Source organism: Janibacter sp. GXQ6167 (assembly GCF_041365945.1).
Taxonomy (GTDB): domain Bacteria; phylum Actinomycetota; class Actinomycetes; order Actinomycetales; family Dermatophilaceae; genus JBGFSK01.
Map to the genome: position 1 here is coordinate 121,292 of NZ_JBGFSK010000003.1, position 15,532 is coordinate 136,823.

At 66.4% G+C, this 15,532-nt stretch carries 15 protein-coding genes; 9 read left to right on the forward strand and 6 right to left on the reverse strand.

Going from position 1 to position 15,532, the window contains the following annotated elements; all coding sequences use genetic code 11:
• The first annotated feature begins 58 nt into the window (after window positions 1-58).
• The gene (gene lipB, locus AB8K43_RS05565) at window positions 59-709 is read left to right on the forward strand and encodes a lipoyl(octanoyl) transferase LipB (RefSeq protein ID WP_370892303.1); all 651 of its coding nucleotides are present in this window, start codon (window positions 59-61) and stop codon (window positions 707-709) included.
• 12 nt (window positions 710-721) lie between these two features.
• On the opposite strand, the gene AB8K43_RS05570 is transcribed toward lipB, so the two are convergent.
• Window positions 722-1,147 carry a pyridoxamine 5'-phosphate oxidase family protein gene (locus AB8K43_RS05570; protein ID WP_370892305.1) on the reverse strand — a complete coding sequence of 142 codons (426 nt, stop codon included), beginning with the start codon at window positions 1,145-1,147 and terminating at the stop codon, window positions 722-724.
• A 225-nt stretch (window positions 1,148-1,372) separates the two neighbouring features.
• Here AB8K43_RS05570 and lipA point away from each other — a divergent pair, with 225 nt between their 5' ends.
• Window positions 1,373-2,389 (forward strand): lipoyl synthase, encoded by a 1,017-nt coding sequence (gene lipA / locus AB8K43_RS05575; RefSeq protein ID WP_370892307.1) that lies wholly within the window; start codon window positions 1,373-1,375, stop codon window positions 2,387-2,389.
• Between the two features lie 48 nt (window positions 2,390-2,437).
• Complete coding sequence (locus AB8K43_RS05580; RefSeq protein WP_370892309.1) at window positions 2,438-3,157, forward strand: DUF4191 domain-containing protein; 720 nt, start codon at window positions 2,438-2,440, stop codon at window positions 3,155-3,157.
• Window positions 3,158-3,160: 3 nt separating this feature from the next.
• Here AB8K43_RS05580 and AB8K43_RS05585 read toward each other — a convergent pair whose 3' ends face one another.
• Window positions 3,161-3,571 (reverse strand): RDD family protein, encoded by a 411-nt coding sequence (locus AB8K43_RS05585; protein WP_370892311.1) that lies wholly within the window; start codon window positions 3,569-3,571, stop codon window positions 3,161-3,163.
• A 167-nt stretch (window positions 3,572-3,738) separates the two neighbouring features.
• Between AB8K43_RS05585 and glnA the strand changes: the two genes are divergently transcribed.
• The gene (glnA, locus tag AB8K43_RS05590; RefSeq protein WP_370892313.1) at window positions 3,739-5,163 is read left to right on the forward strand and encodes a type I glutamate--ammonia ligase; all 1,425 of its coding nucleotides are present in this window, start codon (window positions 3,739-3,741) and stop codon (window positions 5,161-5,163) included.
• A gap of 902 nt (window positions 5,164-6,065) precedes the next feature.
• On the forward strand, window positions 6,066-6,377 hold the full coding sequence (locus AB8K43_RS05595; protein WP_370892315.1) for a hypothetical protein: 312 nt from the start codon (window positions 6,066-6,068) through the stop codon (window positions 6,375-6,377).
• 218 nt (window positions 6,378-6,595) lie between these two features.
• Here the strand turns inward: AB8K43_RS05595 and AB8K43_RS05600 are convergent, their stop codons facing one another.
• The 4 genes from AB8K43_RS05600 to AB8K43_RS05615 form a co-directional block, all read right to left on the reverse strand.
• Window positions 6,596-6,973, reverse strand: coding sequence for a hypothetical protein (locus AB8K43_RS05600; protein ID WP_370892317.1), 378 nt, complete (start codon window positions 6,971-6,973; stop codon window positions 6,596-6,598).
• Window positions 6,970-7,500, reverse strand: coding sequence for a hypothetical protein (locus AB8K43_RS05605; RefSeq protein WP_370892319.1), 531 nt, complete (start codon window positions 7,498-7,500; stop codon window positions 6,970-6,972). Before AB8K43_RS05605 ends, AB8K43_RS05600 begins: the two co-directional genes overlap by 4 nt.
• A 106-nt stretch (window positions 7,501-7,606) precedes the next feature.
• Entirely contained in the window at window positions 7,607-9,049 is a 1,443-nt protein-coding gene (locus tag AB8K43_RS05610) for an ADP-ribosylglycohydrolase family protein (RefSeq protein WP_370892321.1), read from the reverse strand.
• Window positions 9,050-9,051: 2 nt separating this feature from the next.
• On the reverse strand, window positions 9,052-9,966 hold the full coding sequence (locus tag AB8K43_RS05615) for a hypothetical protein (RefSeq protein ID WP_370892322.1): 915 nt from the start codon (window positions 9,964-9,966) through the stop codon (window positions 9,052-9,054).
• 103 nt (window positions 9,967-10,069) lie between these two features.
• Here AB8K43_RS05615 and AB8K43_RS05620 point away from each other — a divergent pair, with 103 nt between their 5' ends.
• From AB8K43_RS05620 to AB8K43_RS05635, 4 genes are all read left to right on the forward strand, one after another.
• The gene (locus tag AB8K43_RS05620) at window positions 10,070-10,774 is read left to right on the forward strand and encodes an NUDIX domain-containing protein (RefSeq protein WP_370892324.1); all 705 of its coding nucleotides are present in this window, start codon (window positions 10,070-10,072) and stop codon (window positions 10,772-10,774) included.
• A 33-nt stretch (window positions 10,775-10,807) separates the two neighbouring features.
• The gene (locus AB8K43_RS05625) at window positions 10,808-12,244 is read left to right on the forward strand and encodes an SIR2 family protein (RefSeq protein ID WP_370892325.1); all 1,437 of its coding nucleotides are present in this window, start codon (window positions 10,808-10,810) and stop codon (window positions 12,242-12,244) included.
• Window positions 12,245-12,450: 206 nt separating this feature from the next.
• The gene (locus AB8K43_RS05630; RefSeq protein ID WP_370892327.1) at window positions 12,451-14,478 is read left to right on the forward strand and encodes a protein meaA; all 2,028 of its coding nucleotides are present in this window, start codon (window positions 12,451-12,453) and stop codon (window positions 14,476-14,478) included.
• Window positions 14,478-15,476: an ArgK/MeaB family GTPase gene (locus AB8K43_RS05635; RefSeq protein ID WP_370892329.1), complete on the forward strand. Its 999-nt coding sequence runs from the start codon at window positions 14,478-14,480 to the stop codon at window positions 15,474-15,476. Before AB8K43_RS05630 ends, AB8K43_RS05635 begins: the two co-directional genes overlap by 1 nt.
• The last annotated feature ends 56 nt before the right edge of the window (window positions 15,477-15,532 follow it).

Below are 15,532 nucleotides of genomic sequence, written 5' to 3' on the forward strand. Positions count from 1 at the left end.
CGACCGCTCAGAGTTATCCACAATGACCCAGGTCACATGCGCGGGTTATCGTCGCCTCATGCGTTTTGAGCACCTCGGCTTCGCGCCGGACACCGTCGACTACCTGCGAGCCTGGGACCTGCAAAAGGAGGTCCACGCCCGCGTCGTCGCGCGCGAGCAGGAGGACACCACCTTGTTGCTGGAGCACACGGCGGTTTACACGGCGGGGAAGCGGACCGAGGCGCACGAACGCCCCTTCGACGGCACCCCGGTCATCGACGTCGACCGCGGCGGCAAGATCACCTGGCACGGCCCCGGACAACTCGTCGGATACCCGATCGTGCACCTCGGCGACCCGGTCGATGTCGTCGACTACGTCCGCCGCCTCGAGGAGATGATGATCCGGGTCGCCCGCGATGTGGGCGTCGAGACGACGCGCGTCGAGGGGCGAAGTGGGATCTGGGTGACCGCCGACGAGCGCGGCCGTGACCGCAAGCTCGGTCAGATCGGGATCCGGGTGAGCCGGGACGTCACGATGCACGGCTTCGCCCTCAACGCGAACTGCGACCTGTCGTGGGCGCAGTCCATCGTGCCGTGCGGGATCCCCGACGCCGACGTGACGACGCTCTCGCTCGAGGCGGGCCGCGAGATCACCGTGGCCGAGGTCCTCCCCCTCGCCGAACAGCACCTCATCGAGGTGCTCGATCCGGCTCTCAAGCTCGCTAGCTGAGCGGCGGCAGCCTTAGCCCTGGGGGCGGATGTGCTCCCACGGCTTGGCGAGGTCGAAGCGACGCCCGGACATCTCCGTCGGGGCGATCTCAACGACGTTGAACTTCAAGGTCGGGACCCATGGCCGCAGCGGCACGTTGTCCGCGCGGTAGGCCTCCTGGCCTTCCAAGACCCGGGCACTTCCCCGCAGGATGATGCTCCACGCCTCATCGCCGCTGTACTCGTCGACCTCGAAGGCGACATCTTCGTTCATCACGACGCCGAGGAGCTTGTTGCCCTCCGCGGTGCGAAAGAGCAGCGTCTTGCCGTCGACCGCGTAGTTGATCGGGGTGATGTGGACTTCGCCGGCGAGGTGGAAGGCAAGGCGCCCAAACTCGTGGGTGCGCAGCAGCTCCCAGCACTCATCCATGGTGAGGTCGTGGATGGGGCTGTCGGTCATCGTCTCCACCTGCTTCGATCGCGGGGCGGCCCGGTCGGGCCGAAGGGCGTATCTCCACCCTAGTCCGGACCCCTCCCCTTGGCGGAAGGGGGCAGAGCATATCTCGGCGGGTGCGACGGGCTCTTCGGGAAGAGATCTGCGCCACGTACTCTTGCACCTAGGACTAGGACGTCCATCACGAACGCCCTAGGTCGTGTACCGGTTAGACCCCCGAAAGGACACCGCGTGACCGTCGCACCCGAGGGACGCCGCCTGCTCCGCGTAGAGGCGCGTAACGCCGAGACCCCGATCGAGCGCAAGCCGTCGTGGATCCGGACCACCGCCAAAATGGGCCCGGAGTACGCCGAGCTCAATTCGATGGTGAAGTCCGGGGGCCTTCACACGGTCTGTCAGGAGGCTGGCTGTCCGAACATCTTCGAGTGTTGGGAGGACCGCGAGGCCACCTTCTTAATCGGGGGTGACACCTGCACGCGGCGGTGCGACTTCTGCGATATCGCGACCGGACGCCCGCAGGCGCTCGACCTCGACGAGCCGCGACGGGTCGCCGAATCGGTCCAGCAGATGGGCCTGCGCTACTCCACGGTCACCGGTGTCGCGCGCGACGACCAGCCCGATGGCGCGGCGGGCCTCTACGCCGAGACGATCCGCGCGATCCACGAGCTCAACCCCAATACCGGCGTCGAGATCCTGCCGCCCGACTTTGGTGCGCGCCCCGAACTCGTCGGCCAGGTCTTCGATGCCCGGCCCGAGGTCTTCGCCCACAACCTCGAGACGGTCCCTCGGATCTTCAAGCGGATCCGTCCCGCCTTCACGTACGACAAGTCCCTGAAGGTCCTCACGATGGCGCGCGAGGCCGAACTCGTCACCAAGTCCAACCTGATCCTCGGGATGGGCGAGGAGGAGCACGAGATCGAGCAGGCCATCGTCGACCTGCACGAGGCGGGCTGCGACATCCTCACGATCACGCAGTACTTGCGCCCCTCCCCCCTTCACCACCCGATCGACCGTTGGGTTAAGCCCGAGGAGTTCGTCCACTGGAGCGACTTCGCCGAGGAGTTGGGCTTCAAGGGCGTGATGGCCGGGCCGCTCGTGCGCTCGTCGTACCGAGCCGGCCGGCTGTGGGCGGGCGCGATGCGCCGCTGGGGTCGGGAGATTCCGGCGCACCTCGCCCACCTGGGCGAGGCGGGAGAGCCTGCGCGCCAAGAGGCTTCGTCACTGCTCGCGAAGCGGGCCAGCGCCTAAGCAGGCGCCGTCCGCGACCACCGCGGCGAGCCCGTAGAATCGGGGGTTATGGCACGCGCGAAGTCCGACCCCTCCAAGCCCACCAAGAACCCCTTCAAGCGAATCTGGCAGGTCTATCAGACCGTTAAGACCGTCGACCCGACCATCGGGCGGTGGATGCTTGGGGCGTTCGTGCTGGTCATGCTCGTCGGGCTCGCCATCGGGCTGCTCATGGGACACCCGTGGGCGACTCTCTTCGTCTCCCTGCCGATCGCGCTGCTCGCGGGCATGATCGTGCTCGCCCGGCGCGGTGAGGCCGCTGCCTACCGGCAGATGGAAGGCCAAAAGGGCGCGACGCTCGGTGGCCTCTCGGCGATCCGCCGCGGCTGGTACTACGAGCAGGAGCCGGTGGCCGCCGACGCGCAGCGCGCGACCGAGCTCGACAACGCTGCCGTCGTCTTTCGCGCACTCGGCCGCCCCGGCGTGGTCCTCTTCGCCGAGGGCCCGCACGGCCGCGCCGCGAAGCTCCTCGAGAAGGAGAAGAAGAAGGTCGCCCGCGTCGCTCCCGGCGTGCCGATTCACACCTACCACGTCGGTTCTGGGGAGGGCGAGCTGCCCGTGAAGAAGATCCGCTGGACCCTGACCCGCCTTCGCCCGGCCCTGTCGAAGGAGGAGATGTCGGTCGTCAACAAGCGACTGAAGTCCCTCCCCGGCATCCGCCAGGCGATCCCCGCTGGTGTCGACCCGACCCGCGCCCGGATGGACCGCAAGGCCCTGCGCGGCCGCTGATCCTTAGCGCGTGCGCACCAAGGCGGTGCCCGCGGCGAGGTCATGCAGGCCCCGGCCGGTGCGATCAAAGATCACCGCCGGGATCACCAGGCAGATCAAGGCGGCGCGGATCGCGGACTGGAGCACACTGATGTGCGGGCGCGCGACCGGGATGACCTGCATGCCAAGGAGGCGATGCCCGAAGGTCGAACCACCAAAGGCGACCATGACCAGATTCTCGACGAAGAACACGAGAAGCGGGACAAAGCTGCGACCGACCTCGCTGAGTTCGGTGAGGTTCGCGATCAGCCCGTAGGTGATCAGCAGGCACGCGCCCCAGTCGATCGCGACCGCGATCAGGCGCCGCCCGAGGGAGGCAATCGAGCCCGGCCCTTCGGCGGGAAAGGCGGGGCGGGTGCTTGGTCCAGAACTCACGATGACCCACCCTAATACGCAGTGTGTCTCACATCTCGATATGACCGTCTCATGTAACACCGGTGAAACACTCGGGTCATGGTCGGGTAACTGACCGTGCATAACGTTTCACGCATACCCCGCGGAGAGCGCCGACCAGCTCCCCGCCACCACCCCAGGAGGATGGATTGTTCAGCACCGCTGACGAGGTCCTGTCGTACATCAAGGACGAGGACGTCAAGTTCGTCGACATTCGGTTCTGTGACCTGCCCGGCGTCATGCAGCACTTCAACGTGCCCGCCGAGAGCGTCACCGAGGACTTCTTCACCGAAGGCCAGATGTTCGACGGCAGCTCGATCCGAGGTTTCCAGGCCATCCACGAGTCCGACATGAAGCTCGTCCCGGACGTCAAGACGGCCTATCTCGACCCCTTCCGGGAAGAGAAGACGCTGGTGATGAACTTCTCCATCGTCGACCCCTTCACGGGTGAGCCGTACAGCCGCGACCCGCGCAATATCGCCGCGAAGGCCGAGGCCTACCTCAAGTCCACCGGCATCGCCGACACCGCGTACTTCGGTGCCGAAGCCGAGTTCTACGTCTTTGACGACGTGCGCTTTGAGACCAAGGCCAATGCGGGCTACTACTACCTCGACTCGATCGAGGCCGCCTGGAACTCCGGCCGCGTCGAAGAGGGCGGCAACAAGGGCTACAAGACCCGCTTCAAGGGCGGCTACTTCCCCGTCCCGCCGGTCGACCACTTCGCCGATGTCCGCGACAAGATGTGCCTCAACATGGCCAAGGTCGGCCTGGAGGTCGAGCGGAGCCACCACGAGGTCGGCACCGCGGGCCAGCAGGAGATCAACTACCGCTTCAACACGTTGCTGCAGTCCGGCGACGACATCATGAAGTTCAAGTACGTCATCAAGAACACCGCGTGGGACTTCGGCAAGACGGCGACCTTCATGCCGAAGCCGATCTTCGGTGACAACGGTTCGGGTATGCACACCCACCAGTCCCTGTGGAAGGACGGCGAGCCCCTCTTCTACGACGAGCAGGGTTACGGCGGTCTCTCCGACATCGCCCGCTGGTACATCGGTGGTCTGCTGAAGCACGCCCCGGCGCTGCTCGCCTTCACCAACCCGACCGCGAACTCTTACCACCGCCTGGTCCCGGGCTTCGAGGCTCCGGTCAACCTGGTCTACTCGGCTCGGAACCGATCGGCCTGCATCCGCATCCCGATCGCCGGCAACAGCCCGAAGGCCAAGCGCATCGAGTTCCGCATCCCGGACCCGTCGGCGAACCCCTACCTGTGCTTCGCCGCGCAGCTGATGGCCGGCATCGACGGCATCCGCAACCGGATCGAGCCGCCGGAGCCGGTGGACAAGGACCTCTACGAGCTGCCGCCGGAGGAGCACGAGGCCATCGAGCAGGTTCCGACGACCCTGCCTGAGGTCCTGAAGGCCCTCGAGGCCGACTACGAGTTCCTCCTCGAAGGCGACGTCTTCACCGAGGACCTGATCCAGACCTGGGTCACCTGGAAGCGCGAGAACGAGGTTGCCCCGCTGCAGCTGCGTCCGCACCCGCACGAGTTCGAGATGTACTTCGACATCTGATCGAGCCCATGCCGTAAGGGGCGAAAAGAAGGGGCAGGACGGGTCACCCGTCCTGCCCCTTCGGTGCTTATCTCTTAACTGATCGCGCGGCGCAAGCCCTCGGGATCGGCGACGGTGATCGAACGCGCGTGTGAAGGTGGACCTGAAGGACAGTTAAGGGCCTTGTTTCAGTGCAGGAGAGTTCTCGCGGCCCTTTCTGTGGTGCCTGCGATTAGTATCGTGAGCGCTCCCGCCCCCGAAGCCCGTGCATCAACTGCTTCTCCTGCGCCGGCATCGAGTCGTCAGGTGCCAATTAGGAAAGCTCATCTTCGCGCCATTGAGCCCTCGATGGACGGCATCGGTTTTTCAAGTATCCGCGAGGGCGCTGAGATTGAGAACTCTTTGCGCGACGGCGAGTATGTCGCTGTAGCTCCCGGTGGGGCGACTTTCCTGCCGACACGGGTCGTTCCGCAGGTTGAGGAGATCCAACCCTCAAAGGGCTACTATCCTAACGAATGGCGCAAATGTAATTTCAGAAGTAGTAAGCACCAACTTGTCAAACAGTACAATAGGCGGACCATGAAGGGAGTGCCAGGGAGGTCTGCTAATTTGAGGTGTGGCCCGAAGGATAACTGGGGCTACTGGCATATTAAGGCCAAGCACCAAGCGGACTGGTATGCGAAATCTTTGTTCGTCGACGCTCAGTGGGAGTCGTTCGCAGGATGCGAGCATGAAGAACGCCCTGGCGCACCCGTCCAGGGCGTTCTACCGAAAGGATAACGACACTCTCCAGTACGTCACTCCAATCGTGCTGTTGGGACCAAAGGGCCAGCGGCATCAATTTTACGCCGTCGTTTTGAGTAGCGCGAAAGTCCCAGAACATCATCACCTCCTATCCGCGCAGAACCGCATAGAAGGTCTCTATGAACCTGATGCACCTGATTGCCGAAGACATCAATGGCGACGGTGAATTGACGGCGACGTACGGCAAGGGCCGTTTTGTATTTGACGACGGGAGCAAGGCGACAATCTGGCGCGTTTCTCAGCGGAGCCTCGCGCACGCCATGCGTGGGTACCGCAACGATGCGGTGAGTGCGTTGGGGAGTCGCCGGGCCACAGGGCGCGAGTTCGTCCTCTCGCGCATCTACACAGCGATCGACCTTGAACGGCCGGATGAGGACCTGCCAGGAGAGTGGCGATTCAACGCTCCCCGTGGTCAGAAGTCGTCCGGTTGACCTGAGGCGACCGCACCCTGTCGCATTTAAGTCCGGCACTACGAGCATGAGTGCTCTAACCCGCCAACCATCATGGCAGTAGCGTCCTAGTTTAGGTCGGTTGGCTCTCCGCGCAGGCGGTGCGGGCCCTATTCGTCGGCCTTAGTCGGCCCTCCGGACCGGTCTTTGGACGACGATCGCGGGACTTTTTTTGCGCAGTCGACCCGACCGAGACGCCGTCAGCTAATCGCGCGGCGCAAGCCCTCGGGGTCGGCGACGGTGATCGTCGCGTTGGGGTGGGTGATGATCCCCGTGGGGTCGATGCCCTTCACTGGCGAGGCGAAGGTCAGGCAGACCGCCCGTCGACCATTGGTGGCGAAGGTGACGCCACGATCGCTGAAGGATAGGTGCGGTGGCCCAGCGGTCTTGATGAAAGCGAAGTCGCCGCTCAGTTCGCTGCCCGTGATGTTGCTGAGCGGAGTGCGCAGCGACCACAGCCCAAACCTCACTCGCAGTTCCTCCTCGTCCACCTCCACCGAGGAGTTTCCCGGTGTGATGCCGAAGGGCAGCGCCGCGAGCCGGTAACTGCGGTCGAAGTCGAAGCTGAACTGGGTCACTTGCGGGCCCAGTCGAGGAGCCCGGCCGGCCCTCGCTGCTGCTCGCCGAGGTAGGCGTCCGAGACGAGAAGCGCACCGGTCGTCGCCGGGACGGCCCACTGGAGCCAGCGCATCCGCCCTTCGAGCTCACGGGCCGACTCCTGCACCGGCTGACCCGCATCGTTGGACCCGGTCCGCACATCGCCGAGCTTCTGACCGTTGATGTACGCCGCCGCGGTGGCGGCAAGTGCCGCGCCGGTCAACGCGGTCTTGAGGACCACGGCGGTCGTCGTCGGCGCGTGCGAGACGGTCCGGCGGCGATTGTCGATGACGATGCCGAGCCCGCTCAGCAGGTGAAGGGCGATCGCCCCGCCCTGGACCGGACCCCACGTCTCCCAGCCAGCGCCGGAGATCTCCGCTTGCTTCCGCTCGCTGTCCGCCTGCCGGGCAGCGGTATTGAGGCCGACAGCTCCCATGAGCGAGCCGCCGAACCAGGCGGCGTTGGTGACCAAATGCGTGGCCCTGATGGCGGTGCTTACGAATGTCATGCCAACGAACGTAGTCCCGCCGCTGCACCTGTGGGCGGTCCGCACGGGTGGCAATCGAGAAACCCCCGAAGGGGTGGCCTGGTCACCACGCTCCTCCCCAGACCCCTTACGGCCGAAGGACGGGAGCGAGTCGGCCAAGCGCGGTGAGAAAACCGGCGTTCGGCCACGCGTCCGGCAAGGCCCGGCATACCGCTGCGAGCGCTTCGTCGTGGGGCACTCCGCGCATCATCGAGTACACCGCCGCGACCGTCGGCGTCCGTGACTGCGCTGCCACGCAATGGAGCAGGACGACGTGACCTTCGTCGCGCAGGTCGGCAACGGCCTGCGCCGCATCTCGGAGCACGAAGTCCAGGTTCGGATTACTCGCCTCGTCCGGCTCGTCCATGAGACGAAACGCGATGTGCGACATCCCCTCGGGCACGTCGGCGCGGCCCACCCGACAGAGGCTAACCACTGCCGTCACTCCGTCGGGCGGCGACGACAGGTGATCCGCGCCGCTTAGCCACACATCCTCGTCATGCGGGTGCCGAGTGAGCGCCGAGCCACTCAGCCACGTGGGGTTGGGCTGGTGGTCGACATCGGGCCACTGCCCCTTCGGACTCCCCACCGCGAGACTGGCCGGGACGAGGAGATCCTCCCCGGTGAGGCCCGGGTACCCGTGAAGGATGCGCCGCCACCGCGCCGGGATGGCCGAGACTCCCCACTTCGCGCCGAGTAGTGCTCCGGCGATGGCCGCGACGGTGTCGGTGTCATGACCGATCCCGATCGCGGTCGCGAGCGCATCCTCCAGGTGCCGGCGAGGGTCCTCGGGCGGGACCGGTGTGTGCCAGATCGCCGACCAGGCCGCTTGCAGCGCGACCACGACGAATCCGTTGCCCGAGAAAAACTCTGGCTCCCTCGTCTCCGCCTCATCGATCACCTCCGGCCAGTTCGCGGGTTCGCTGAGGTAGTCCAGACCGACCCGCACGTCGATCTCCCCGGTGAGGATTGCGTGGCGAATCGCGAGCGACCACAGGACGCACGCGTCACCAGCGAGCGGATCCGCGTGGGTGAGGTCACTGACCGCTCGGGCCGCCTCGGCACACGCGGATGGGTCATCCAGATGGCGAAGGGCGACCGCGGCCGTGCGCATCAACGAGCCATTACCCGCCGTGCGCCCGGTCCGCCGGTGGAGCGCCGCGGCGGCCTGCGTGAGTTCGTCCCCGGTGACGTCCGCGCCCACCGAGCGCAGGACCGCCGAGGTCTGCACTCCGATATCGGCCGGGCCGGAGGCGATCCAGGCCCGGAAGAGTCGCGCGATGGCGGTGAGCGCCTCGGGAGCACGCAGGTCCTCATGCTCGGAAGCGGCCTGAAGGACGCACCATGTCATCGCCGTGTCATCGGTCCACTCCCCCGGCGCGAAGCCTCCGAGCCCGCCGCCGATCATCCTCGGACCTCCCCGACCGGGGTACGCCGAGCCAAACTCGTACCCCGCGCCGAGCGCGTCACCTGCGGCCGAGCCGAGAATCGCGCCGAGCGCCCGGTCAGTTTGCGCAATCGTGAGTTTCATCGTCAGTTCTCCTTTTGCAGACGCGTGCTGAGATCGGGCAAGGTCCGCATCAGTTCGGCGAAGAAGGTGTCGACCATGCCCCTTACCACCGCTGGGACGAAGGGCGTGGTCGGAATCCGCAGCCGCTGCGCCACCTGATGGGAGCCGAGAGACCACCGACTCCACGTGCTCCTCGAATTGATCACGGCGACTTCACGCGCCGCCGCCTGCCGGGAGGTGACTGCGGTCACCGGGACCGCCCAGAGCTCGGCATAGCGGCCGCCAGAGCGAACCGAGATCGCGACGGAGCCGCCGGGTGTAGCGGTGACCAGATCGCCGTCGTCATCGACCGTCGGCGCGTAGCCGAGGATGCTCTTCACGACCGCCTGCACGAGATAGCGCACGTCCTGCGCGCTCGCCGGCTCGATGATCGGCTCGTCGGCCACCCGCGATTCTGCCCGCTCGATGAACTCAGCCGCATCCATCGGCACTTCCTCCTGCCGCATCAGCCCGAGAAGGTGAGAGAGCGTCGCCGAAGGACCTTTGGCGTCGAAGGTCAGCAGGAAGGGGTCGGGGATGCCCCACCCCGCGTTGAGGAGTAGGGCCAACTCGGCCGCCGTGTACTCCTCCCACCCCTGCTGCGCGTGGATCACCCAGTCGACCTCCGAGACCTGCTCCCATTCGAGCTCGCTGAGTGTGGTCGCCACCTCCTCGTCGAGCGCGATGGTGCCGTTCGCACGAACGTGAATCCCCTCGCCGGAGCCGGCCCCCTGCAACCGAACGGCGCCGCCGCAGGATCGCGGCGCGCAGAGCTCGAGCACATCGTCCGGAGTGGTCATTGCGTGCTGGTACGTCACGAGCGCCTCGCCAAAGACTCGCCAGCGTCCCAGGTCGTCCCCAGCCTCACCCGGTCGCTCACCGGTGTTGATCTCGCTCATGGCGACCTCCTCGTCTGTCGTCGGCGGCGGGCCATCCTCGGCCCTTTAACCCCTTGACGTCTCTAAAGATACATTAGCCCTCTGACATCGCTAATATGTCGCCATGACGATCCCGCTGGAGGAGTACCCGCGACCCTCCCTCACCATCGACCTCGCGGTCTTCACCGTCGTCGACGCGGGGAACGCGCCGCAGTTGTGCCTGCTCGTCCAGGACCGCACGGACCCCACCGGCCGAGCCCTTCCCGGCGGCTTCGTCCACGATCGGGAGACCGTCGCCCAGACGGTGAGCCGGGTCCTCGCCACGAAGGTCGGCATCGACGGCGAACTCCCTTCTCCCCCAAGGCTGTTGCGCGTCTTTGATGATCCCGATCGCGATGACCGCTCGTGGGTCGTCTCGGTGGCTCACTCGCTCTCACTCCCCGAGGCCTCCCTTCGAGGCGCGCGGGGGGATCTGGTGCCCGTGCGCCCGGACGGGCGACTCGAGCACGAGATGGGGCTTCTCTTTGACCATGATCAGATCGTCGAGGCGGCACTCGCGGCGCTACGGGAGCGCTACGACTTCCGCTATCGCTTCCGAGACACCTTCCCCGACCCCGATCGCTTCCTCCCGCCCCCCTACACGACCCGCCAGCTACGCCGTCTCCATGAGGCCGTCGTCGGGGCGCGCCTTCACAAGGACAACTTCGCCCGCCGGATGAGCCCGCACCTCAGTGCGGTCCAGCGCAACGGTCAACCGGTGATGAGCGAAGGGATGCGCGGGCGCCCGGCTGCGCTCTACCGCCCGAAAACCAACCGGTCGAAAACCTGAGGCAAGCGACGATCGCGCCACTACGGTTCGGTTATGACTGCCGAGGAGCAGGCCCTCAAGGGCCACGTGTTCGTTGTTCACGGCAAGGTGAACCAGGTCCTCCACGACGCCGTCGTGGTCCCGACCGACGAATTTCTCACGGTCGAGCCGCACTGGCGCGACCTGATCGAGACCGAACAGCCCCCTAGGCCCACCACCTGGGCGAAGGGGTGGGGCCGCCACCGCGATACTCGGTGCTGGTTGGTGGACGTGACCGACCTCTACGGGGTCTACGACACCGTCCTCGACCGCCTCGAGGGCGCCGTCGAGGACATCGCCCGCTCCGAGGACCTCGGGGACCCTCGGGGCCGCCGCGCATTGCCCCTCGTGGCCGTCCCCGTGCTCGGCATTGGGAAGGGGGGTTATGACGGGCAACAAGGGCGCGTCCTCACGTCGCTGATCGCTCGACTCACCGATCTCGCGTCGACGCACCAGCTCGATATCGCTCTGGTCGCGGCAAACTCCTCGGTGTACCACGCAGCGCAGAACCTGCGCCGGAAACTCGACCCCCCGTTGCCAGAGTTCGAGGCCCGAGCCAAGGCACTGGGCAAGCGCGCGAAGCACGGCGAACTCGCCCTCTTCCTCGGCGCTGGCATCAGCATTCCTGCCGGCCTTCCGTCGTGGGAGGACCTGATCAAGGATCTCGCCGAGGAGGCCCGCCTGCCGCACGCGGACCTGACGGAGCTCACTCCGATCGACCAAGCAGAACTCATCGAGCATCGGGCCGAAGCGGAAGCAGGCAGCCAGCGCCGCGTGCGATTCCAACAATCCGTCGCGAAGCGCACCAGCAAGGCGGCGCAACCGGCCCTGCTCCACGCCCTGATCGCGGGGCTCGACATCCGGCAGGCCGCGACCACGAACTACGACACCTTGTACGAGCAAGCGATGGAAGCGGCGGGCCATCCGGTCGCGGCGATCCTGCCCTGGGCCTCGGGCTCGGGCGCCGACCGGTGGGTCCTGAAGCTCCACGGAGATCGCGAACATCCGGAGCAGATCGTGCTCACTCGTCGGCACATGGTCCGCTACGACGCGGCCAACAGGCCGTCGGCCGCGCTGCTCCAGTCGCTCTTCCTCACTCATCACCTGCTCGTGATCGGCGCGTCCATGACCGACGACAACGTGATCCGGCTCGCCCACGAAGTCCAGGCCTACCGGGAAGACCATCACCAAGAGCAGTCGGAATTCGGCACCGTCTTGCATCCCTCCAATCGCGGCCCGTCGATCCGGGCGCAACTGTGGGAGGGGCAATTGGACTGGGTTCACCTGCCCCCCCGTCGACGGGATGGATGCCTACCGGGTGCTCGAAATCTTCCTCGATCGGGTCGGACTCCACGCCTCGACCACGTCGGCCTGGTTACTCGATCCACGATTTCGCGACCTGCTGGAAGAGGGCGACCAGGACCTCGCGCATCAGGCCCGAACGCTCTTTGAGGACCTCGGCCACGGGTCGCCCGTGTGGAAGCCGCTACGGCAACACCTGCGAGAACTCGGCGCCGACGAGTGGCCGCCCTGATCCTCCGCCGGCTCACCCCCTCCCCGTCGTGCAGACGTGTCGAAGATCAAGTCACCCGCCCTCTGATTGCCGGGCGGGGTCGATCACAATGGGGTCAGTCGGACCAACCTAGGAGATCGAGCGCATGACTTCTCAGCCGGAACGCCAGGCCCACATCCTCTACGACAAGGCCGGCGAGCCGACCACCGATCGTCCGTGGATTATCCGCACGTACGCGGGCCACTCCAGCGCTCGCGCTTCCAATGAGCTCTACCGCGACAACCTCTCGCGCGGGCAGACCGGCCTGTCCATCGCCTTCGACCTGCCCACCCAGTGCGGCTACGACTCTGACGACCCGATCGCCCGGCCCGAAGTGGGCAAGGTCGGCGTCCCGATCAACAGCCTCGACGACTTCGAGATCCTCTTCGACCAGATCCCGGTCGAAGAGATGAATACCTCGATGACGATCAACGGCACCGCCATGTGGCTGCTCGCGCTCTACGTCGCGTTGGCCCGCGAGCGCGGGGTCGACGTCGCGGAACTCAAGGGCACCACCCAAAACGACCTGATCAAGGAGTACCTCGCCCGCGGGACGTACATCTACCCGCCCGAGGCCTCCTTGCGGATCATCGCCGAGATGTACGAGTTCACCCTCTCGGAGGTCCCGTCCTGGAATGCCTCCAACATCTGCAGCTACCACCTCCAAGAGGCCGGCGCGACCCCAGTCCAGGAACTCTCCTTTGCCCTGGCCAACGCGATCAGCCTGCTCGACCTGCTGAAGGAGCGCGGCAACATCGGCCAAGCCGACTTCGAGCGCTCCGTCGGCCGAATCAGTTTCTTCGTCAACTCCGGCATCCGCTTTGTCGAAGAAATGTGCAAGATGCGCGCGATGACCGAGATGTGGGAGGAGATCACCCGCGACCGGTTCGGGGTGCAGGACCCGCGCTACCGCCGCTGCCGCTATGGCGTGCAGGTCAACTCGCTGGGCCTGACCGAAGTCCAGCCCGAGAACAACGCCTGGCGCATCCTGATCGAAGCCCTCGGCGTCACGCTCTCGCGGGATGCGCGCGCCCGTGCCGTGCAGCTGCCCGCCTGGAACGAGGCCCTCTCCCTTCCCCGCCCGTGGGACCAGCAGTGGTCGCTTCGGCTCCAGCAGATCCTCGCCTACGAAACCGACCTGCTCGAGTACCCCGACCTGTTCGAAGGGAGCGTCGTCGTGCGCTCCAAGGTCGATGCCCTCAAGGCCGAGGCGTACGCCGAGATCGACAAGATCATGGGGATGGGCGGCGTCATCGGCGCCATCGAAAACGGCTACATGAAGTCGGCGCTCGTGAAGTCGATGTCCGAGCGGATGAGCCGGATCAACGCCGGCGAGCAGCTCGTCGTGGGCCTCAACCGCTGGACCGATGGCATCGAGTCGCCGCTGCTCTCCGGAGACGACGGTGGCCTCTTCACCGTCACCGACGAATCGGCCCAGGAGTCCCTGGACAACCTCGAGCGCACCCGCGCGACCCGCGACGAGGCCAAGGCCCAGGCGAGCTTGGAGGCGCTGAAGGCCGCGGCCCGCTCCGGTGAGTCGATGATGGAGCCCTCGATCGAGTGCGCGCTCGCCCGGGTGACGACCGGTGAGTGGGCCAATGCCCTGCGCGAGGTCTTTGGCGAGTACCGCCCGGCGACCGGCGTCGACGGGCAAAAGCTCGGGCTCGAAGGCGACCGCGTCCAGTCCCTGCGCGACCGGATCGAAACCCTCTCCGAGCAGCTCGGGCACCGCCCCCGCATCGTGGTCGGCAAGCCCGGCCTCGATGGCCACTCCAACGGCGCCGAGGTGATCGCGGTCTCCGCGCGCCACGTCGGCTTCGATGTCGTCTACTCCGGGATCCGCCTCTCCGCGCAAGAGATCGTGCGCTCGGCCGTCGAAGAGAGCGCCGACATCATCGGCGCCTCGGTCCTTTCCGGATCACACGTCGCGCTGGCCCGCCAAATCATGGAGGGGCTGGAGGCCGAAGGGGCCAAGGACGACATCGCGGTTGTCTTCGGCGGGATCATCCCCCAGGGCGACTTCGCCAAGCTGACCGATCTCGGCGTCGAGAAGATCTTCACCCCCGCCGACTACGACTTGATGGACATCATGGAGTCATTTGTGACGATCCTCGAAGCGAGGGCCCAGTCCTAATGGATGGCGCCGCCCTCGCCCGGGCAGCGCGCAGCGGCAAGCGGCACCCGGTCGCGCGCTTGGTGTCCTTGATGGAGGACACCCGCGCCGCCTCGGCGTCGGCCCGAGACGATGCTCTGGCCTACCTCGAAGAGGAGGCTCGCCAGCGCGGCCACCGCAGCACGATCATCGGGGTCACCGGTACTCCGGGCGCCGGCAAGTCCTCCCTTCTCGCGGCCACCACCCGCGAGATGCTCCGGCTCGACCCGGAGGCGACGATCGCGGTGGTCGCCGTCGACCCGTCGTCCCAGGTGACCAAGGGCGCGCTGCTCGGCGATCGCACCCGGATGCGCACGTCGGTCGAGGAGACAAGACTGTTCTTCCGCAGCCAGGCCTCGGTGACCGCCCTCGGGGGTCTCGCGCCCCCGACCTACCTCGTCGTTCGGGCCCTGACCACGCTCTACGACTACGTCCTCGTCGAGACCGTCGGGATCGGCCAGAGCGAGGCCGATATCAAGTACCTCGCCGACACCGTCTACCTCGTCATGTCCCCCGGCGGCGGCGATGACGTCCAGATGATCAAGGCCGGGATCGTCGAGATCCCTGACGCGTTCGTGATCAACAAGGCCGATACGCCCGGGGCGAGCGCCGCCTACTACCAGTTGCGCGGTGCCTTGTGGCTCGCTCGTCCCTTCGACGCCGACCGCGTTGCCGTGCTCCTGACCTCCGCCCGCCGTGGCGATGGCATCACCGAGCTCGCGCAGGCGATGCTCGACCACCGCAACGAGGCCCAACCCCCGGATCACCTCGCCGAGCGCGCCAAGCACTTCTTCGCAGAGTGGGTCCGCGACGAATGGGGTCGCCAGGGAGCGCAGGTCCTCGAGCCAGACCCCACGATGGCCGGCCGGTGCGACCCCGCGACCAACTTCGGCGCCGCGCAAGCGGCCTTCACGCGCGCCATGCAGCGCCACCTTGCGGGCGCGGAGTCCGGCTCGGGTGGAGAACAAATCCCGAGGTGAACCGCTGGTAGCGTGACCGCCGATCCCCTGCACGCCAGAAAAGGACGACCCAGCGA